The 19,607-nt window shown below is 35.8% G+C and carries 15 protein-coding genes and 3 pseudogenes; 13 read left to right on the top strand and 5 right to left on the bottom strand.

Annotated elements, in window-relative coordinates:
- Positions 1 to 317 precede the first annotated feature (317 nt).
- From LB888_RS02730 to LB888_RS02720, 3 genes are all read left to right on the top strand, one after another.
- On the top strand, positions 318 to 626 hold the full coding sequence (locus LB888_RS02730; protein ID WP_318753528.1) for a DUF4298 domain-containing protein: 309 nt from the start codon (positions 318 to 320) through the stop codon (positions 624 to 626).
- Positions 627 to 909: 283 nt separating this feature from the next.
- Entirely contained in the window at positions 910 to 1,371 is a 462-nt protein-coding gene (locus LB888_RS02725; RefSeq protein ID WP_318753527.1) for a GNAT family N-acetyltransferase, read from the top strand.
- Positions 1,372 to 1,841: 470 nt separating this feature from the next.
- Positions 1,842 to 2,000 carry a hypothetical protein gene (locus tag LB888_RS02720; RefSeq protein ID WP_318753526.1) on the top strand — a complete coding sequence of 53 codons (159 nt, stop codon included), beginning with the start codon at positions 1,842 to 1,844 and terminating at the stop codon, positions 1,998 to 2,000.
- Between the two features lie 56 nt (positions 2,001 to 2,056).
- Here the strand turns inward: LB888_RS02720 and LB888_RS02715 are convergent, their stop codons facing one another.
- Both LB888_RS02715 and LB888_RS02710 read right to left on the bottom strand, forming a co-directional pair.
- Positions 2,057 to 2,848, bottom strand: a complete 792-nt coding sequence (locus LB888_RS02715) for a DUF1828 domain-containing protein (protein WP_318753525.1) — start codon at positions 2,846 to 2,848, stop codon at positions 2,057 to 2,059.
- Between the two features lie 19 nt (positions 2,849 to 2,867).
- Positions 2,868 to 3,325, bottom strand: a pseudogene (locus tag LB888_RS02710) (DUF6978 family protein).
- A gap of 162 nt (positions 3,326 to 3,487) precedes the next feature.
- Between LB888_RS02710 and LB888_RS02705 the strand changes: the two are divergent.
- The 4 genes from LB888_RS02705 to LB888_RS02690 all read left to right on the top strand — a co-directional run bounded on the left by LB888_RS02705 (position 3,488) and on the right by LB888_RS02690 (position 7,424).
- Positions 3,488 to 4,636: a glycerate kinase gene (locus tag LB888_RS02705; protein ID WP_318753523.1), complete on the top strand. Its 1,149-nt coding sequence runs from the start codon at positions 3,488 to 3,490 to the stop codon at positions 4,634 to 4,636.
- Positions 4,637 to 4,993: 357 nt separating this feature from the next.
- Positions 4,994 to 5,809, top strand: coding sequence for a Cof-type HAD-IIB family hydrolase (locus LB888_RS02700; protein WP_318753522.1), 816 nt, complete (start codon positions 4,994 to 4,996; stop codon positions 5,807 to 5,809).
- A gap of 352 nt (positions 5,810 to 6,161) precedes the next feature.
- The gene (locus tag LB888_RS02695) at positions 6,162 to 6,773 is read left to right on the top strand and encodes a DUF5052 family protein (protein WP_284629422.1); all 612 of its coding nucleotides are present in this window, start codon (positions 6,162 to 6,164) and stop codon (positions 6,771 to 6,773) included.
- Between the two features lie 450 nt (positions 6,774 to 7,223).
- Positions 7,224 to 7,424 carry a cold-shock protein gene (locus LB888_RS02690; RefSeq protein WP_071408769.1) on the top strand — a complete coding sequence of 67 codons (201 nt, stop codon included), beginning with the start codon at positions 7,224 to 7,226 and terminating at the stop codon, positions 7,422 to 7,424.
- Between the two features lie 294 nt (positions 7,425 to 7,718).
- Here the strand turns inward: LB888_RS02690 and LB888_RS02685 are convergent.
- From LB888_RS02685 to LB888_RS02675, 3 genes and pseudogenes are all read right to left on the bottom strand, one after another.
- Positions 7,719 to 9,466, bottom strand: a pseudogene (locus tag LB888_RS02685) (ABC transporter permease/substrate binding protein).
- Positions 9,466 to 10,758 (bottom strand): glycine betaine/L-proline ABC transporter ATP-binding protein, encoded by a 1,293-nt coding sequence (locus LB888_RS02680; protein WP_318753521.1) that lies wholly within the window; start codon positions 10,756 to 10,758, stop codon positions 9,466 to 9,468. Before LB888_RS02680 ends, LB888_RS02685 begins: the two are co-directional and overlap by 1 nt.
- A 119-nt stretch (positions 10,759 to 10,877) precedes the next feature.
- Positions 10,878 to 11,492, bottom strand: coding sequence for a TrkA C-terminal domain-containing protein (locus LB888_RS02675; protein ID WP_276648159.1), 615 nt, complete (start codon positions 11,490 to 11,492; stop codon positions 10,878 to 10,880).
- Between the two features lie 626 nt (positions 11,493 to 12,118).
- On the opposite strand from LB888_RS02675, the gene licT reads away from it, so the two are divergent.
- The 6 genes and pseudogenes from licT (at position 12,119) to LB888_RS02645 (ending at position 19,548) form a co-directional block, all read left to right on the top strand.
- Positions 12,119 to 12,982, top strand: coding sequence for a BglG family transcription antiterminator LicT (licT, locus tag LB888_RS02670; RefSeq protein WP_318753520.1), 864 nt, complete (start codon positions 12,119 to 12,121; stop codon positions 12,980 to 12,982).
- Between the two features lie 184 nt (positions 12,983 to 13,166).
- The gene (locus LB888_RS02665) at positions 13,167 to 15,083 is read left to right on the top strand and encodes a beta-glucoside-specific PTS transporter subunit IIABC (protein ID WP_318753519.1); all 1,917 of its coding nucleotides are present in this window, start codon (positions 13,167 to 13,169) and stop codon (positions 15,081 to 15,083) included.
- Positions 15,084 to 15,221: 138 nt separating this feature from the next.
- A pseudogene (locus tag LB888_RS02660) lies at positions 15,222 to 16,639 on the top strand (glycoside hydrolase family 1 protein).
- Between the two features lies 1 nt (position 16,640).
- Positions 16,641 to 17,477 carry a Cof-type HAD-IIB family hydrolase gene (locus tag LB888_RS02655; RefSeq protein ID WP_318753518.1) on the top strand — a complete coding sequence of 279 codons (837 nt, stop codon included), beginning with the start codon at positions 16,641 to 16,643 and terminating at the stop codon, positions 17,475 to 17,477.
- 18 nt (positions 17,478 to 17,495) lie between these two features.
- Positions 17,496 to 18,122: a histidine phosphatase family protein gene (locus LB888_RS02650; RefSeq protein WP_318753517.1), complete on the top strand. Its 627-nt coding sequence runs from the start codon at positions 17,496 to 17,498 to the stop codon at positions 18,120 to 18,122.
- Entirely contained in the window at positions 18,109 to 19,548 is a 1,440-nt protein-coding gene (locus LB888_RS02645) for a 6-phospho-beta-glucosidase (protein ID WP_318753516.1), read from the top strand. The genes LB888_RS02650 and LB888_RS02645 overlap by 14 nt, the downstream gene beginning before the upstream one ends.
- The last annotated feature ends 59 nt before the right edge of the window (positions 19,549 to 19,607 follow it).

Below are 19,607 nucleotides of genomic sequence, written 5' to 3'. Positions count from 1 at the left end.
CGTAAGCCCAGTTCCGCACAGTTAAGGCCACTCAATCGCTGCACGATAAACTAAATAGATTAGACCAAACAAAAATTTTTAAGTTTTGCTCAACCATTACACTCGTGCTGATTTTACATTATGTTATTGTCTATTTCTATCATTTTTAAGATGCATTTTTACGTGTTCAAACTTAAGACTAAACAATGAGTATTGACTTATGACTAAATTATCATCATAAATTCTGATATGACATTGTGTATAAAAATCAATTAATATCTTAAAGAGAATAAAAAGAACAGAAGAGTATTGTTATATAATTAAAGGTGATGATTTTTGTGAATAAAGAAAAAGAAGTTGAGAGATTAAAAGAATTAGAAAAAGAATTTAGTGAAATAAATGCGACTTTAGAAGAATTGGATAAAGTCCTAGAAAAATTAAAAAAACAAATGCCAAAGATTAAGAAATTCGATAAGTATTATAGTAGTGAAGAATGGTTTAAGCATAGAGAGATGCTTGATGAGGGCTATTTTGATGAGCTCGAAACAACTGCTATTTTAGGCGAAGACTATCCGTATGACACCTTATTTGCCATTAGAAATCAAGCGATTGAAATGTTAGAAATAGCTACAGAATTATTGAAGTGATTAATTAGGTATAGGCATTTATAAATATCAAATTTTGTTGAGGCTATTTAAGGCTAAGAGATTAGTTACCGCTATCTTAAGATGAGTTTATATTTAGATTGAGTAATATCTAATTATTACATGTTACGCATTTTAATAAGTCTGGATAGAAATGATTAAGTTTCTGTCCAGCTTTTTTGATTTATGCTATACTAAAATCGAAAATTGAGGGAAGGAGGACATTTATATGAAAAAAACTACTGGAGGTTTCAAAAACAATTAAAGCCTCGATAAGGAGCATAACATGGTAATAATTAAGGAAATAAATGAATCGTTAGAAAAATCGCAAATAGTTAAAAATATTTTGCAAGAGTTACCTGAATGGTTTGGAATTGAAGAAGCTACTCAATGGTATATAGATGATGCTAAAACAAGTGAGTGTCTTATCGCTTTGGATGAGAATGAACCTGTTGGGTTTGTAACACTATCAAATACTAGTGAAGATTGCGTTGAAATTGTCTGTATGGGAGTTTTACCATCCTATCATCGAAAAGGAATAGGTAAACAACTTATGAAAGCAGCTGAAAAATTAATGACCGGTCGCTATCACTTAATTCAAGTTAAAACAGTAGATGAAGGTCATTATGAGCAGTATGATGCAACGAATCAATTTTATCGTTGTTGTGGCTTTAAAAAATTAGAAGTCTTTCCGACATTATGGGATGAACATAATCCCTGTTTAGTATGGGTTAAAGCACTATCGTAATCATTGTCATAAAAAGTCAGTATAAAAATTGAGTTTTACTTGAAGTTTCTGAATTAATTTGATGAAATTAACTTAAATAACAGTCAGTTAATAATATTAGAGTAAGTTAGAAGGAAATCGTAGAATTGCTTACTGGAAATAAATTATTGCACCAGATAGTAATACGAAGGGCTAAGACAATACTAAATATGAGGACGACAAAGCTATCAAAAATTTAAAGAAAGCAGTAACTATCTTTTCATCTAAAAATTGATTGTATTCATTAGAAAAATATTTAAGCGATAATAGACGCTGGGCATAAACTTGTTAAATTTAGTCAAGTTTATTGTTCGTGAATTAAAAGCGCAGTGGTTGAGTGGCCTCAAATGGCGTTTTAACGAAATTGAACATAAATTTGAAAAATTCAGTCAAATTAGTGCTTATTCATTAAAATCGCAGTGGTTGAGTGGCCTCAACCTGCGTCTTTCGACTTGTTTGAGACCTACTCAACTGTGCGGGGGTGGACAGACGAAGCGAAAACTATTCAATTTTCTACTTCTAGTCCACTCCCAACTGTGCGGGGGTGGACAGACGAAGCGAAAACTATTCAATTTTCTACTTCTGGTCCACTCCCAACTTTGCGGGGGTAGACCGACGAAGCGAAAACTATTCAATTTTCTACTTTTGGTCCACTCCCATCATTGTGTTAACTTACTTTATTACTTAAAATAGTTTGATCTTCTATTGCACTGGAGAAGGGCAAAGCAATAATTTTCGATGCGCTATTTTCATTGAATACCGATTGGACAGTTTTCAAGTTCTTAATTGGATAGTGGATATCATCAAAAATCGCAATATATTCTGCTGAAGTTTTGGTATAGCGAAGTAATTGAGTATCCATCGTGAGTAACTTTGCGCGATTTAAGTCATTGCCATTGCGGATAGTTCGTATCAATTTCTCATTCTTTTGGGTAGGAATTGAGAAATCAAATTGAATGGTAATGCCTTCTTTACCCGCATAGGATGGTTTATTGACAAATAAAACTTCTTTTTTAGTTAATAAATCTGCGACTTCTTCGAAGAAAATGTTTCGACGAACATTTTTGTGTAATACGATTAAATCATTGACTTGCATAATAGCTTGTAACATTCGTTGTTTAACAATTGGAAATTTAGAAAAATCTGTCTCTATATATAACTCATGATGACGGCGATCAATGCCAAGATGACTGATTATATTTTCAAGTGCAGTCAAATTGGTTTTGTTCTGACTATTAAAATAAATGCCTTTGTCTTCAAGATTACTCAAAGTCCAGCCATCATCAGTAATAATGATGCGATCATTCGAAAGTACTTCGACATATAAAACAATATTGTCAAATTGATTATCTAAGAAAGGTGTATCAATGCGGATTAAATTTTGACCTAAATCTTGGAAATTTTGCTCTTTGAATAACCATTCGAAATACTGATTTTTAAGTTTGGCTGACTGTTTCATCTTGATGACCTCCTTTGAATTAATTAATATTATTATAGGATAAAAAAGCGGTAAAAGCATCAACAATATTACTTATTTCAGGAAAATCTTGCTCATTTAAGGGATAGGCAAATAAGTCTTTTTGAGTGGGAGAGCTATTATTATAAATATGGATATGACTTCCTTTTATTTTTTTCCATCAGGATTATTGTGAGCGATATTAGGATCAATATCAATTCTCACTAAGTGGTGATGTGTTTCTTTAAAACGAAGATGCATACTAAACCGGTTGATTTCTCTTTGTCCACGTTTGACTTGTAAAATGTATTCAATTTCCTCGGTATCGATAATATATTCTTTCAAGTTTACTGCACCAAATAACGCATAGATTTGCTTGGTAGCTTCCTCAAAACTAAGGGGATTAGCAATGTTTTTAAGACGATTAATTAATACTTTAACTAGCTCATCATTAAGATTATTAGTGTCGATTAGTCTCACCTCTATAATAAATACGCCAGCATTTCGAAAAACACTTTAAATATGAGAGACTGTGCTAAAATTTATCAAATAATCTTTTGCGATAAATTGTCGTGAAGCAGTCAATCTATAGTATAATTTAATCAAGACAAATCATAATAGCGTTCAGTTAGGAGGGTAAAAATGAGTAAGCAGATCATCATTGCCTCAGATTCTTTTAAAGGGAGTGCTACTTCTAAGGAAGTAGGAAGTTATATAGCAAAAGGGATTCACAGTCTATATCCAGAATACCAGACACATATTTTCTCAATTGCTGATGGGGGTGAAGGAACGGTTGAAGCAGTGATGGCAGCTCTACCGGGAGAAACAGTGACTTTGCCAGTTCGTGGACCACTAAATGAGACTGTTCAAGCAGTGTATGGTTTAATTGAACAAGGACAAACAGCTATTATTGAAATGGCTCAAGCTTCCGGATTAACATTAGTTCCTGAAGACAAGCAAGATATTATGAAAGCAACGACTTTTGGTACGGGGCAACTGATTTTAGATGCCATCAATAGAGGCGTTAGAAAAATATATATAGGGATCGGAGGTTCTGCTACTAATGATGGCGGTATGGGAATGGCGCAAGCTTTAGGTGTTGAGTTCCTCGATGCTAAGGGACAAGCGTTAAGTGGTAATGCTCAAAATTTAAAAGCAATTGCGCAAATTGATCTAACCAAAATGAAAGTCAAACCTAAAACTATTGAGATTATTATTTTATCTGACGTCAATAATCCTTTATGCGGAGAAAATGGCGCCGCTAAAGTTTTCGGCCCTCAAAAAGGAGCTAAAACGAATCAAATTAAAATGCTGGATGAGGGATTACAACATTATGCTGAAAAACTGAAAGAAGTCTACAATCGTGATTTCGCTTCTATCCCTGGCGCCGGTGCTGCGGGTGGTTTAGGAGCAGGGTTAATGGCTTTTTTAAATGCAGCACTTAAAAGTGGTATTGATGAGATTTTACAACTGATAGAAATTGAACCAGCAATTCAAACGGCGGATCTTGTCATAACAGGTGAAGGTAGAATAGATGGGCAGTCACTTAGTGGTAAAGCACCCATTGGGATTGCTAGAATAGCTAAACGGTATGGTGTACCCGCGATTGCGATTGTAGGGTCACAATCGTTAGATATTGAAGCTGTTTATCAGGAAGGAATTGCAGGTGTCTTTGATATTATTAATCAACCACTGACTTTAGAACGAGCCATACAACAAACCCCCACGTTAGTGGAAGCAGCTGCTAAAAATATCATCTCATTTTATGGAGCATTAGTTGAAAAGTACTAATAGAAAATAGGTAAAAAAGGTTTAAAAATTCGTTTATCAGTAATATTAGCGATAACCGTTGTTTTACAAAGTTTGCACAGTTTAAGTAGTGTTAATCTTTGTTTTAAGAAGCAATCACCGTTTTTTTGAAAATGACATTAGGTTGAATGTTATTTGAGTCATCTAAATACTTAATCTACGGATTTAGCTTTGTTTTAGCCGTCACAATCGTTAATTCATTGGATTGAGGAAAATTTAGAAACATTAATGTTTTTTTATAGTGTGTGCAGATTCTTCAATTGTCAATCGGTCTTATCACCTTACCTTATCATGACAATCCGGAAAAATGTAATTAAACTCACTAGAGGAGGCAGAAAAATGAAGACGGATCAAGAGATTAAATTAGTGGCAGTCGATGTGGATGGAACCTTTGTACGTTCTGATTACACATATGATGTCGATCGTTTTAAAGTATTACTGGAGCATATGAAGGCCATTGATTGTCATTTTGTTGTCGCTAGTGGTAATCAATACTACCAGTTACGTAGCTTGTTTCCAGATTACCATGAAGAGCTCAGTTTTGTTGCTGAGAATGGAGCCTTTGTAAAAGATAAGACGGAGCTAGTGTTCAATGCCAACATCGATCAAACTATCGTTCATGATATTATTGACTTTTGTGACCAATATCCAGAAATACAATATGTTTTGTGCGGGGTAAACTCTGCCTATGTGGGAAGAGCTAAAATTAGTCCAGCTTTTTTTGATGAGATGGCCATCTATTACCCACGTCTTCAATGGGTAGATGATTTAAAAGCAGTTAAAGATCAAATCTTAAAATTCGGTTTTCGAGTAAATGTGGAGGATACGGAAAAATACTTACAATTATTCAGTGAAAAGTTAGCGGGTAAATTGGTACCAACGGGGAGTAGTTATGGCTATATTGATTTAATTTTACCAGGATGTCATAAAGCTTCAGGTATTCAACGCTTAGTAGAGCGTTGGGGATTAACAGCAGCACAATGTGTCGCCTTTGGTGATGGTGGTAATGATATTGAAATGCTTCAATATTGTGGTCGGAGTTACGCCATGGAAAATGCGCCGGACGAAGTCAAAGCAGTTGCTAAAGCTACCTGTCCGTCGAATGAAGATCAAGGTGTCTTAACAACTTTAGAAAAACTATTTTTTGAAAATTAAAATATTAGGTTTATGAAAGTAGACTGTTAAATCATTCCGATAATATGATTTTACTAAAAGGTATTCGTATCGTAAAACGGAGGCTGAGAAAAGGATGAGTGGTATAAGGTTTTCTGCTTCATGCAATAGAGGGTTAGAATAAAGTGAGTGGCGTAAGGCTTTCTGCTTTATATGAATTGTTTTTTTGCATTGGGATTCCTTATTATAATTTTATTTGAACGAGGTCGATTTTTTATCCGATAAATGAAAGTTAGCTTGATTATAAATATCGAAATAATCAGTCTCAAGTACCTTTTTCTTAATTGAAAACATGATATGATAGATTTAAGAACAATAATCAGGAGCGTGAATCATGAAAAAATCCTATTTAAAAAAATTTACTGTGTTATTAGTCTCGGTGATATTATTATCAGGCTGTCAGGCGATTAGTGAATTTATCTCGGGTTTCAAACAAGATTTTATTGGCTTAACAATGACGGTGCAAACGTATGATGATACAGCCCAAGTAATCGATTCTATCACGGGTAAATCGGTATCGATTGAACGCGAAACAGAATTTGATTCGACTAATCATGAAGGTGATTCCAATAGCGATTCACATGTGTTAAATATTCAAATTGGTGGCCATACGATGACTCATGTTGGCTCGTCTTTAATCGCAGCCGAAACAGGATTAGAGGACTTAACGATGGAAATTCCTAATAAGGTAGAGTTATATGATTCGCGTTCAAATTTACCATTTATTTCTCGTATGCAAAACCAATTAGGGCAATCTTTCTTTGGTAAGAAAAAGACGGTATTAATCCGTAGTCAAAATGGGACTCCATTAGCCGTGTATTCAGGTAATAATGTTTCTTACTTTAAAACCGATGTCCCTAAATCAACCGGCTTGATTGTAGACGGAAAATACTTATTCATTTACCGTTGTGATTATACCATCTATGACAATGCTTTATTAAAATAATTCAGTTTCTTTATGGAAAGCTGCTTAACGACTATCATCAAATCGTTGAGCAGTATTTTTTATAGAAGGGCTTGAGAGAGTGGGGAAGGATGGTTGGTTATGTGTTTACGGTCTTTTGTACACTGGTTATTTTCATTGCATCGGAGTGGAGAAGGAGGGGTGAACATGTGTGCACCTCAAATCTTTGAATTTTTCCCAGTGTTATTTATGGCATTTACATTAATATTATGCTTTTTAGGTGAAAATATAGTGAAACTTTCAACATAAAGCGTTCTTTTTTCAATCATTTTACAAATACTATATACAAGACTTAAAATAAGTGTTATACTAAGTATGTAGTAAAGAAATTAATTAATTATATTTTTTCCATTCATTTGTAAATCATATCTTTAAATTTATTTTTGTTATTGCAATATCAAGTGCTTAAGAGGCACACAGGAGGATTTACACATGGAAAATGGTACAGTTAAATGGTTTAATGCAGATAAAGGTTTTGGGTTCATTACAGGACAAGATGGAAATGATGTTTTTGCACATTTCTCTCAAATTCAAGGTTCTGGATTCAAATCATTAGAAGAAGGCCAACAAGTGTCTTATGACATTGAAAAAGGTCAACGTGGTTTACAAGCGACTAATATCGTTAAATTATAATCACTGAATAAATAATCAAACACCTCATCGTTTTCTACGGAAAATTGATGAGGTGTTTTTTTGCGTTCTTTGTAAGATGATGAAATCTGTTTATATTGCATTTTGGTTGTAGTGAATTGAGAAGGAGAATTTTATACAGAATATCCCTAACGGAGTCCATCAGAAAAAGTGTTTTTTCAAATATATATTAATCAAAGTAAAATGCTAATTATAAAATTAGACATAATTAGCAAAACCAAAAAGAGACTAACTCCCAAACAAGTGCTTGGTGGTTAGTCTCTCTTACTTTAATATTTATGATTGTTTTGCTGTTTCAATCCAATTATCTACTGTGTCACGATTGTTTTCTATCCATTCTGAAGCTGCTGTTTCAGCAGGTTGACCGTTTTCCATTTCGTTCATGATGGCTTCCAAATCAGCAATATCCCATTCGAATTGGTCTAAAATATGAAAAACTTCCGGCATATCTTCTTCTAAACCGATACGAGCAAAGCTGACAACTTGTTCTTCGCCACCCATTGTGCCTTCAGGATCGTCTAAATATTTAATATCGAAACGTTCGAACATCCAATGTGGTGTCCAGCCAGTAATAATAATCTCTTGTTTATTTTTAATGGCTTGATCTAATTGAGTGGTCATCGCTCCCGTAGAAGAAGTCTTTTGGGTCCATCCATCTAAATTGGAATAAGTCTTAATGGTTTCATCCGTTGCTTTCGTAATACCAGCTCCGGGTTCGATTCCGGTGATGACTTTTCCGGCTTCATCCGTTAAATCAGCGATGGAATTAATATCTTCCATATAGGTTGGCACAGCCAGTCCTAATTTAGCGCCGGTTGTGTTGGGACCTAAATCAATGATTTGGTCTTTATACTCCTCATATAGAGCTGCATGGGTATAAGGCAACCATGGAACTAAGGAACCATCTGTTTCACCAGATGCAACCGATGAGAACAGAATAGCCGGGTCTAATGGTTTTACTTCAACTTCATAGCCCATTTCTTCAAGGATTTGTTTAACTACGGTTGAAGTGGCTAAATCGGCATCCCATTGAGTTGAAGCCAAGGTAACCGTTTGTTTATTGGCATTGGCAAAATAAGAATAAGCTGTACTACCAGCGATTAATGCTAAAACAGCAAAACTAATAGCTATTGTTTTCGTGCGTGCTTTTTCTTTTCTTCTTTGGTTTTAGCAACACGTGGTCGATTTAATAGTTGAGTAAAGCGGTCCACGATAATCGCTAAGATAACCAGTGAAACACCATAGACAAAACCAGAACCAATATTAGCTTTTTGTAATGCTGTTAAGACACCTTCACCAAGACCAGGTGCTCCGATCATCGATGCGGTCACGACCATTGATAAGGCGAGCATTGTGGTTTGGTTAATACCAGCAAAGATGGTATCTTTAGCCATTGGTAAATCTAATTTAAATAATCGCTGAACACCTGTTGAACCGAACGCTTGCGAAGCTTCGACTAAATCCTTTGGTACTTGACGAATCCCTAAATTAGTAAAGCGAACAGTAGGTGGTAAGGCAAAAATAACCGAGGCGAATACTCCTGGAACCATTCCGATTCCAAAGAAGGCAACCGCTGGAATTAAGTAAACAAACGAAGGCATCGTCTGCATAAAGTCTAAAATCGGTGCAATAATTTTAGCTGCTACTTGATTTTTTGCCATTAAAATACCTAAAGGAATCCCAATGATAATTGACACTAAACTTGAAATGAGTACTAAGGTTAAGGTGCTCATTAACATTGGCCATAAACCTTGATTATAGACGAAAAGTAAGCCTAGAAAGGTAAATAAAGAAATACCTTTACTTTTTTTAGATAAGAAATACATTCCGATAGTCGCTAAAATAATAAATAATAGAGCGGGAATAGTCGTCAATAAATCGGTAATACCATTCATCGTGATTTCGCCAATTGATTGTAAAACATTAAATAGTTCACTAAACGTATTGGTAATCCAATTAGTTGCACTATTGACCCAATCAGACAATGGTATGGGTTGAGTTAGAAAATTTTGAACTGAATTCATTATTTAGCCACCTCCTTGCTTGTTGTGTGAGTATTGGCAGGATCAATCGTGGTTGCTTCTTTAACAGCATCAGTTTCAGCTGAATTCGTTGTATTGGTATCATGATCTGATTCATCAGTGTATTTTGCTAAGGAATCAATAATTTGACCACGACGGATAACGCCTATCAGACGATCGTTTTCATCGATAACAGCGATTGGAGCGGGTGATAGATTGGTTAATTCAAATAAATCACTAACCAAAGTACCTTTTTCAACGCGAGTTACATTTTCATTGATCACATCGTTTAATGGTAAATGTTCTTTTCTTGCTCTTAATAAATCATCGGCATCGATATAACCTAATAAGTGTCGTTTGGAGTTAATCGCCATTACCAATGAACTTCCTTCTTGACGCATACGTGTTAAGGCGACATGAGGACCATCTAAATCAATATTCGACGAGATAGCAGGCTCCATGATGTTTTCTGCAGTAAATACTTTTGAACGGTCGACTTCTTCAACAAAATCACGAATATAATCATTAGCTGGATTGGTTAAGATTTCTTCACCGGTTCCTACTTGCATTAACTGACCATCTTTTAAAATTGCGATACGATTACCAATTCTTAAAGCTTCATTTAAATCATGGGTAATAAAGATGATAGTTTTTTGAACTTTATCTTGTAGTTCTACTAATTCGTTTTGCATTTCGCGACGAATTAAAGGATCTAAGGCAGAAAAAGCTTCGTCCATTAATAAAATCTCAGGATCATTCGCCAACGCACGGGCTAAACCGACACGCTGTTGCATCCCTCCTGAAAGTTGATCAGGGAATTGATCTTTAAAGGCAAGTAAACCCGAGTTTTCTAAAGCTTGTTCTGCGCGCTTTGTCCGTTCTTCTGGATCAAGTCCACGAACTTCCATACCATATTCTGTATTTTCTAAAATGGTACGATGTGGGAAAAGAGCGAAGTTTTGAAAGACCATATTGATCTTTTCCCTTCTAACTTGACGCAATTCCTCTTTGTCTAATTTGTTAATATCTTTTCCGTCAATATAAATTTCTCCGGAAGTTGGTTCAATTAAACGATTTAATAAACGAATTAAAGTGGATTTTCCAGAACCAGATAGTCCCATTATCACAAAAATTTCATTTTCATTAATATCCATTGAAATATCATAGACACCAACTGTGGCGCCAGTTTCTTTTAATATCTCTTGTTTTGGCACTTGTTGTTTTACTAAATCAAGTGCTTGTTTGGTTTTCTTACCAAAAATTTTGGTAAGATTTCTTATTTGTACTTTAGTCAAAACATTTCTCCTTTTCTTAAAAACTAAATAAGTGACAATCCTATGATACATAGAATAGTCACTTATTGCAAGTGATTCAAACTAGTTTTCATGAAAACGAACTTTAGTTTTCAATGTTATTAATAGAAGAAAGTTTTTACTGATGCGATTGTTTGCGGTTTCCCAATAAAATATAAAATATCTTTTTCTTTTAACTGACTTTTTGGATTGGGAGAAAGAATCAATTCATTTTCTCGTTCAAGTGCCACAAGGGTAGCATGGGTGTTGGGCCATAGATTAAGACTCTCGATGGATTTTCCTAGATATTTAGCATTATGGTCTAAATAAATTTCAAATGGATTGAAGGGGTTATTTAATTTCATTTTATAAGAATAGTCAATCAGTTGCGTTACTTTGTCTTGGAAAAACTTCCAGGTTTGTTGTTGTTCTGATAAACTTTGAGAGATTTCATTATGTAATTGATCAATGATGATTTCGTCTTTATTATTTTTGATGTATTGCACTGCACGATCTTTTGACGCCACGACGGTTCCGGAACCATGGTAAGAATGCATGATGCCTAATTTAACGAGATAATTAACGGCTTTACGCGCAGTCTCAGGAGACACCTTAAATTCGCTAGTTATATCCGTACGTATCGATAACTTTTGTCCTTCTTGATAATAGCCTGAAGCGATGCGGTCAATCATTGTTCGACTGATTTTCTGATATGCGGGTGTTTTAGCATAACTCATCTTGTCACCTCCTATGTATGATTCCTATTTTGCACCATAAGTGACCAGAATGCAATAGAAAGGTAGTCACTTAGAAGTGAATAAAATGAGCTTCCGCCTAGATAACGAGAGCTTAAATGATGGTCGGACGTCGATATCTACCTAACAAGACGATGTAAAATGATATGTGAAACTAAATGAATCGAATGCTACTATAGATGCCTACCTTTAGCATATTGGAGTCACATTGGAATACGGTGGTTTGTGACTCACTCACTTGTGGGGGTGAACATGACATTTAGATGACGAAGAGAGTGACAATTTTAGACTAACCCACTTGTGGGGGAAAGAGACGATACAAAAATCATTCAATTTTCTACTTCTGTTCCACTCCCAACTGTGCGCTCAACTAAGACCAGGCGAAATTCAATCGTATTTTCGATTTTTTGTGCTTTCAAAGAAATTTTATAAAAGGGGTTGCAAAACGAATAGACCTTTGATAATATAAGCTTATCAGGATTGTTACTGGTCGTGCAGGCAAAACCTATATACATACAAGTTGTTTTTTATAGCTATGGGCTAAGTATTGATTGAATGACAATTTGTATTTATATAGGTTTTTTTCATTGAGAGGGTGAGGTGATAAGGTGAAGATTCTTAAAGTCTTCAATAATAACGTGGCTTTGACGGTGGACGAATCTAATAAAGAAGTCATTGTGATGGGGAAGGGATTGGCTTTTGGTAAAAAGTTTGGAGATGATATCGCAGAAGATATTGTAGAGAAGACCTTCGTATTAAAAGAAGAATCTGCTTCGATTTTCTCGGATTTGTATGAAAGTACCAAACCAGAAGTGATTGATGCCTTATTAAAAATTGTTGATATAGCAGAAAAGAAATTGGATCTTACCTTAAAGTCAAATGTTTATATTGCTTTAGCGGATCATATTAACTTTGCGATTGAAAGACAACAAGATGGGATTAGTTTAGAAAACCCGCTTTCATGGGAAGTTAAAAACTTCTATCCTGAAGAGTACGCTATCGGTATAGAAGCGCTTGATGTCATAGCGAAGATTGCTGGGTTTCAATTTGATGAAAGTGAAGCCACTTCTATTGCACTACATTTAGTGAATGCAAGTAAGCAAGGTGATCACTTAGAACAAACCATTAAAATGACGAAGATTGTACGGGATATTTTAAATATTGTACGCAATTATTTTGGGATTAATTTTGATGAAGAATCGATTACTTATTCAAGATTTGTCACTCATTTACAATTTTTCGCGCAACGGATTGTTAAAAATATCAATCACGGAGAAGCCGATTCTTTCTTGTTTGAACAAGTAAAAGCGTCTTATCCTAAAGCGTTTGAATGTACGGAGAAAATTAAAGAATATACTGAAAGAGTTCATCAATTTACTATCAATCAAGATGAGCAAGTATATTTAGCGATTCATATCCAACGTTCTATTACTCAAAGTCAAATAAAACAACAGAGGAATTCACATGAATAGGATCGTGACTGGTAATGCAGGCGAAACCTAGGTGGATAATCTAAGTTATTCTTGTTTGGAGAATGTTGATGGCCGGACTATCGACTTTTTCAGATGCTAGAATGGTTTAGATTATCTATCTAGGTTTTTTTCATTCTTAGGTAGTAAAATTATAAAAATAATAAAATAGAAAGAGGTAAGGAAAATGGCAGATTATACAGATTTAGCCAAAGACATCGTGGAGCATGTCGGGGGAAAGGAAAACGTTAAAAGTGTGAGACATTGTATCACAAGATTACGTTTCCAATTGAAAGATGAAGGTAAGGCAGATACAGAATACTTGAAAAAACGTGATGGTGTCGTAACGGTTGTTCAAGCCGGTGGACAATACCAAGTCGTTATTGGTAATCATGTGCCAGATGTTTATGAAGCGGTGTTAAAACAAGGCGTTGCCGGTGTAGGATCAGTGGATATTGATGAAGGTGACGATGCCGCAAATGGTAATTTATTTGATCGTTTCGTTGACTTAATGTCAGGTTTATTCCAACCATTCTTAGGCGCGTTAGCAGCTGCCGGTATTTTAAAAGGGATTGTGGCGATTTTAGCTGCTGTTGGTGGTGAAAATATCACAGCATCTGGTTTATATGTCTTATTAAATGCAGCCGGAGATGCCTTTTTCCAATACTTACCATTTGCCTTAGCAATTACAGCAGCTGGTAAATTCAGAATGAATCAATTTACCGCTTTAGGTGTAACAGGAGCATTATTATATCCAGGAATTGGTGAACAAATTGTTGAAGGAATCAAATTCTTAGGTATTCCATTCGCATTACCACAAGCGGGTAGCTATTATCAAACGGTTATTCCGATTATTTTAGCGATATGGGTAGCGTCTAAAGTTGAAAAATGGGCAAAATCATGGATGCCAACCGTGATTAAATTATTCGGAGTTCCATTATTAACGTTATTAGTTTCTGTTCCATTAACTTTCATTGTCGTAGGTCCCGTTTCAAATATGTTATCTGATTTATTGTCAGTATCGTTTAATTCATTATATGGATTCAGTCCAGTTTTATTTGGTGCTGTATTGGGTGGTGCATGGCAAGTAATGGTAATGTTCGGTATGCACTGGGCTATTGTACCAATGGTAATTAATCAACTTGCAGTACAAGGATTCACCGCTTTCTTCTCGCCAGCCGTATTGCCTAACTTTACCCAAACAGGTGCATTGGCCGCGATTATGATGAAAACTAAAGAAGAAAAAGCTAAACAATTAGCTGGCCCAGCCTTAGTGTCTTCATTATTTGGTGTGACTGAACCAGCAATTTATGGTTTAACTTTACCAATGCGTACGCCATTTATTATTTCTTGTATTGCCGGCGCGATTCAAGGTGCTTATGTGGGACATTTGGGTGTAACAGGCTATCAAATGGGTGGTTTAGGAATCTTTGCGTACCCTTCATATGTAAACCCACAAAATGGTGATTTCTCTGGTGTTATTCATATGTTAATCGGTACCGCCATTGCGATTGTCGTATCATTTATTTTAACTTACTTCTTTGGAGTAACTGAAATCTTTGGTGGCAATAAAGCGGAAGCAGCGACTACCGCAGCGACAACAACTGAAACATCTCAGGCAACAGCGACGCCTGCGGCTTCACAATTAAAACAAGAAATTATCGCCGCACCATTGTCAGGACAAGTAGTTGCATTAAAAGATGTACCCGATCAAGTTTTTGCCAGTGAAGCAATGGGGAAAGGGATTGCGATTTTACCTAATAAAGGTGAAGTGGTGTCACCTGTCAATGGGGTTGTGACCACTATTTTCCCAACAGGACATGCCGTAGGGATTACTTCAGATTCAGGAGCAGAAATCTTAATCCATGTCGGAATGGATACTGTTCAATTAGACGGTAAAGGTTTCCGTGCACATGTACAAAATAATGACCGTGTTCAAGCAGGTCAAAAATTAATTGACTTTGATATTCCAACCATTGAAGCAGCTGGTTTACCAATCATTACACCGGTTATTATTACCAATACAAATAACTATACGGATGTAATTTCAACTCAAGAAGCTGAAGTAACGGCTGGCGACTATTTAATCGATGCCATCGTTTAATTCGCTTCGTTTAATTCGCTTAAGTAATTGAATATAGTAGCAAATGTAGCGAATGAAGGGAGACTTTAATTGAAAAGTCAAAGCGGAGTTCGCTACAATATTGTTAGAAAACAAAAAAATTGAAAAGGGGTATAAGTAATGACAGTTTTTCCAAAAGGATTTTTATGGGGTGGCGCAACGGCCGCTAACCAATTTGAAGGTGCTTATAATGAAGATGGAAAAGGCTTAAGTGTCCAAGATGTCACACCACAAGGTGGGTTTGGTCCGATTACGGAAGAACCAACAGAGGATAACTTAAAGTTAAAAGGAATTGACTTCTACCATCGTTACAAAGAGGATATTGCCTTATTTGCGGAAATGGGCTTTAAAGTCTTCCGTTTATCCATTGCTTGGAGCCGTATTTTTCCTAAAGGTGATGAATTAGAACCAAATGAGGCGGGATTGGCCTTTTATGATCGTGTATTCGATGAATTAGAAAAATATGGTATTGAACCATTAGTGACGTTATCACATTATGAAACACCTTTACATTTAGCACGTGAATATAATGGTTGGGCTAATCGTGATTTAATTTCATTTTATGAACGCTATGTTCGCACAGTGTTTGAACGTTACCAACATCGTGTAAAATATTGGTTAACATTTAATGAAGTGAACTCAGTCTTACATGCACCATTTATGAGCGGGGGATTGTGACGCCGCCTGAAGAATTATCTCAACAAGATTTATATCAAGCGGTTCATCATGAGTTAGTAGCGTCTGCTTTAGCAACTAAAATTGCTCATGAAATCAATCCCGAGATGAAAGTGGGTTGTATGGTATTAGCGATGCCAGCTTACCCAATGACTTCTCATCCATTAGATCAATTGGCTGTTCGTCAATTTGAAAATCAAAATTATTTATTCTCTGATATTCACGTACGTGGAAAATATCCAAATTATATCAAACGTTATTTCAAAGAAAATAATATCGAAATTCAATTTGCTGATGGAGATGAAGAATTATTATTAAACCATACTGTTGATTTTATTTCATTCTCTTATTATATGAGTGTGGCTCAAGCACATAATCCTGAAGAATATACGTCGGGTAAAGGAAATATTATGGGGGGTATTACCAATCCTTATTTAGAAGCTTCTGAATGGGGATGGCAAATTGATCCAGTAGGTTTACGTTTAGTGTTAAATGATTTCTACGATCGTTATCAATTGCCATTATTTATTGTTGAAAATGGATTAGGCGCAAAAGATGAGTTAGTAGAAGGTCCGAATGGCCCAACGGTGGAAGACGATTATCGTATCGATTATTTACAAAAACACTTAGTACAAGTTGGTGAAGCAGTAAAAGATGGTGTTGAAGTAATGGGGTATACGACTTGGGGATGTATTGACTTAGTTTCAGCTTCAACTGCAGAAATGAGTAAACGTTACGGCTTTATTTATGTAGACCGTCATGATGATGGAACAGGTACTTTAGCACGTTATAAGAAAAAATCATTTGATTGGTATAAAGAAGTGATTGCTACCAATGGTGAAAAATTATTTGAGGAGCAATAATATGAATAAAAAAGTAATCTTCCTGGATGTAGACGGGACCATTACCAATTATTCAAACCAAATTCCCGCTTCAACGATTGAAGCAATCCGTCAAGCAAGAGCGAATGGTCACCTAGTTTTTACGGTGACCGGCCGTTCTAAGGCGGAAATGTATGAAGAAATTTTAGATATTGGGTTTGATGGCTACATTGGCGGCAATGGATCCTATATTGAATTGGGTGACCAAGTTCTCTTTGAACAAGTTATCGATTTTGATGATGCGAAAGCGATTGTTGATTGGTTACATGAACAAGGATTAGAATTTTATCTAGAATCAAATTCAGGATTATATGCCTCAGAGAACTTTGTAGAGCGAGGTACTCCCGTTATGATTGAGTACACACGTTATAAAGGACAAGAGAATGCTGAGCAAACGACCGTTGATTCGGCTTTTCCCGATATGATTTATGGAGCTGATTTATATCGTCATGATTTAAATAAAGTGTCATTTATCTTAGATTCTTACCAAAACTATTTAGATGCTAAAGAAAAATTTAGTCATCTTAAAGTAGGTACTTGGGGCGGAGCAGGTGAAAAAGCTTTGTTTGGCGATATTGGGGTAGCGCAAATTGATAAAGCGAAAGCCATTGATTTATTATTGGAACATTTAAATATGAAGCGTGAAGATACCTTTGCTTTCGGTGATGCTAAAATAGATATTCCGATGTTGGCGTATTGTGCAGTCGGAGTGGCTGTGGACTCTGGTGGCGATGAAATTAAAGCAATGGCCGATTATATTACCGATGCAGTGGATGATGATGGTATTTATAACGCATTTAAACATTTTGGTTTAATTTAATGCAAAGGATGGTGGCCGATGAAAAGATTATTTTTAATGCGCCATGGTCAAACTTTATTTAATTTACAAAAACGAATACAAGGAGCTTGTGACTCGCCTTTAACTGAATTAGGCATTCAACAAGCTTTAGCTGCTAAACAATATTTTGAAGAACGTCAGATTCAATTTGATGCTGCTTTTTCGTCAACACAAGAAAGAGCTAGTGATACTTTAGAGTTGATTTTACCTAGTGGGCAAACTTACACACGCTTAAAAGGCCTTAAAGAGTGGAATTTTGGTGAATTCGAAGCTCAACCAGAATTCTTAAATCCCAAACGTCAACCAGGTGCTAAAAGCTATGGTGATTATTTTGTCGCGTATGGCGGTGAATCGGCAGACGAAGTAGCTAAGCGCATGAAGGAAACCATCACCAATGCATTAGAAAATGTTGAAGGTGACAATATTTTAATGGTTTCTCATGGTGGTGCCATGTGGGTGCTGTACCTCTTATTAGATTTACTAAAAGAGCCAGTGCCGATTATGCCAAATTGTGGCATTTATGAATACACTTATGACAATGGGCAATTTGATATCGTTCAGATTATTGACCCCATTGCAGAGAAGATTTATCGAATATCAGAGGAGGAGAAAAATGTCAGAAATTAAAACATTTCCAGAAGGATTTTTATGGGGTGGCGCAACAGCCGCTAACCAATGTGAAGGTGCTTATAATGTAGACGGACGTGGACTAGCAAACGTTGACGTCGTACCAATCGGTGAAGATCGTTTCCCAATTATTACCGGTGAAAAGAAAATGTTTGATTTTGAAGAGGGGTATTTCTACCCAGCAAAAGAATCAATCGATATGTATCACCGCTTCAAAGAAGATATAGCTTTATTTGGTGAAATGGGTTTTAAAACCTATCGTTTATCTATTGCATGGACTCGTATTTTCCCAAATGGTGATGAAGAAGAACCAAATGAAAAAGGGTTACAATTCTATGAAGATTTATTCAAAGAGTGTCATAAACATGGTATTGAACCATTAGTTACGATTACTCACTTTGACTGTCCAATGCACTTAATTGAAAAATATGGTGGATGGCGTAACCGTAAAATGTTAACTTTCTACGAACGCTTGTGTCGTACTTTATTTACTCGTTATAAAGGATTAGTAAAATACTGGTTAACCTTTAATGAAATTAATATGATTTTACATGCACCATTCATGGGCGCTGGATTATACTTTGAACCAGGTGAAGATAAAGAGCAAGTTAAATACCAAGCAGCTCATCATGAGTTAGTTGCTAGCGCACGCGCAACACAAATCGCTCATGAAATTGATCCAGAAAATAAAGTGGGCTGTATGTTAGCAGCTGGACAATATTATCCTAATACCGCTCATCCAAGAGATTATTGGGAAGCAATGAAAGAAGACCGTGAAAATTACTTCTTTATCGATGTCCAAGCACGTGGCGAATATCCAAACTATGCATTGAAAAAATTTGAACGTGAAAACATCAAGGTTGAAATGACGGAAGAAGACTTAGCATTATTAAAAGAACATACCGTTGACTTTATTTCATTCTCTTATTATTCAAGTCGTGTAGCTTCAGGGGACCCAGCAGTTAAAGAAAAAACAGCTGGAAACATTTTTGAGTCACTTAAGAACCCTTATTTAGATGCATCTGAATGGGGCTGGCAAATTGACCCATTAGGTTTACGTATTACGATGAACGCTATCTGGGATCGTTATCAAAAACCATTGTTTATCGTCGAAAATGGATTAGGTGCGGTTGACACACCAGATGAAAATGGTTATGTAGAAGATGACTACCGTATTGAATACTTAAAAGCACATATCAAAGCAATGCGTGATGCGATTAATGAAGACGGAGTCCCATTATTAGGTTACACCACATGGGGATGTATCGATTTAGTTTCAGCTGGAACCGGTGAAATGAAAAAACGATATGGCTTTATCTATGTAGACCGTGATAACCAAGGTAACGGAACCCTAAAACGTACCAAGAAAAAATCATTTGACTGGTATAAAGAAGTTATCGCAACCAACGGCGCAAGTATCGAATAAAGTGTGATGAAAGGCGTTCAGAAAGAAATCACTGGAGAAAAGAGCCTGCTGTGCGACTT

Origin of the sequence: Globicatella sp. PHS-GS-PNBC-21-1553 (genome assembly GCF_033564055.1) — a bacterium.
GTDB lineage: Bacteria > Bacillota > Bacilli > Lactobacillales > Aerococcaceae > Globicatella > Globicatella sulfidifaciens.
This window is presented reverse-complemented; position numbering and strand designations above follow the sequence as displayed.

Excerpts from the sequence above, each read along its gene's own strand:
- LB888_RS02725 (WP_318753527.1), top strand. The coding sequence starts at position 910 with ATGGTAATAATTAAGGAAATAAATGAATCGTTAGAAAAATCGCAAATA.
- LB888_RS02715 (WP_318753525.1), bottom strand. The coding sequence starts at position 2,848 with ATGAAACAGTCAGCCAAACTTAAAAATCAGTATTTCGAATGGTTATTC.
- LB888_RS02705 (WP_318753523.1), top strand. The coding sequence starts at position 3,488 with ATGAGTAAGCAGATCATCATTGCCTCAGATTCTTTTAAAGGGAGTGCT.
- LB888_RS02700 (WP_318753522.1), top strand. The coding sequence starts at position 4,994 with ATGAAGACGGATCAAGAGATTAAATTAGTGGCAGTCGATGTGGATGGA.
- LB888_RS02695 (WP_284629422.1), top strand. The coding sequence starts at position 6,162 with ATGAAAAAATCCTATTTAAAAAAATTTACTGTGTTATTAGTCTCGGTG.
- LB888_RS02690 (WP_071408769.1), top strand. The coding sequence starts at position 7,224 with ATGGAAAATGGTACAGTTAAATGGTTTAATGCAGATAAAGGTTTTGGG.
- LB888_RS02675 (WP_276648159.1), bottom strand. The coding sequence starts at position 11,492 with ATGAGTTATGCTAAAACACCCGCATATCAGAAAATCAGTCGAACAATG.
- LB888_RS02665 (WP_318753519.1), top strand. The coding sequence starts at position 13,167 with ATGGCAGATTATACAGATTTAGCCAAAGACATCGTGGAGCATGTCGGG.
- LB888_RS02655 (WP_318753518.1), top strand. The coding sequence starts at position 16,641 with ATGAATAAAAAAGTAATCTTCCTGGATGTAGACGGGACCATTACCAAT.
- LB888_RS02650 (WP_318753517.1), top strand. The coding sequence starts at position 17,496 with ATGAAAAGATTATTTTTAATGCGCCATGGTCAAACTTTATTTAATTTA.
- LB888_RS02645 (WP_318753516.1), top strand. The coding sequence starts at position 18,109 with ATGTCAGAAATTAAAACATTTCCAGAAGGATTTTTATGGGGTGGCGCA.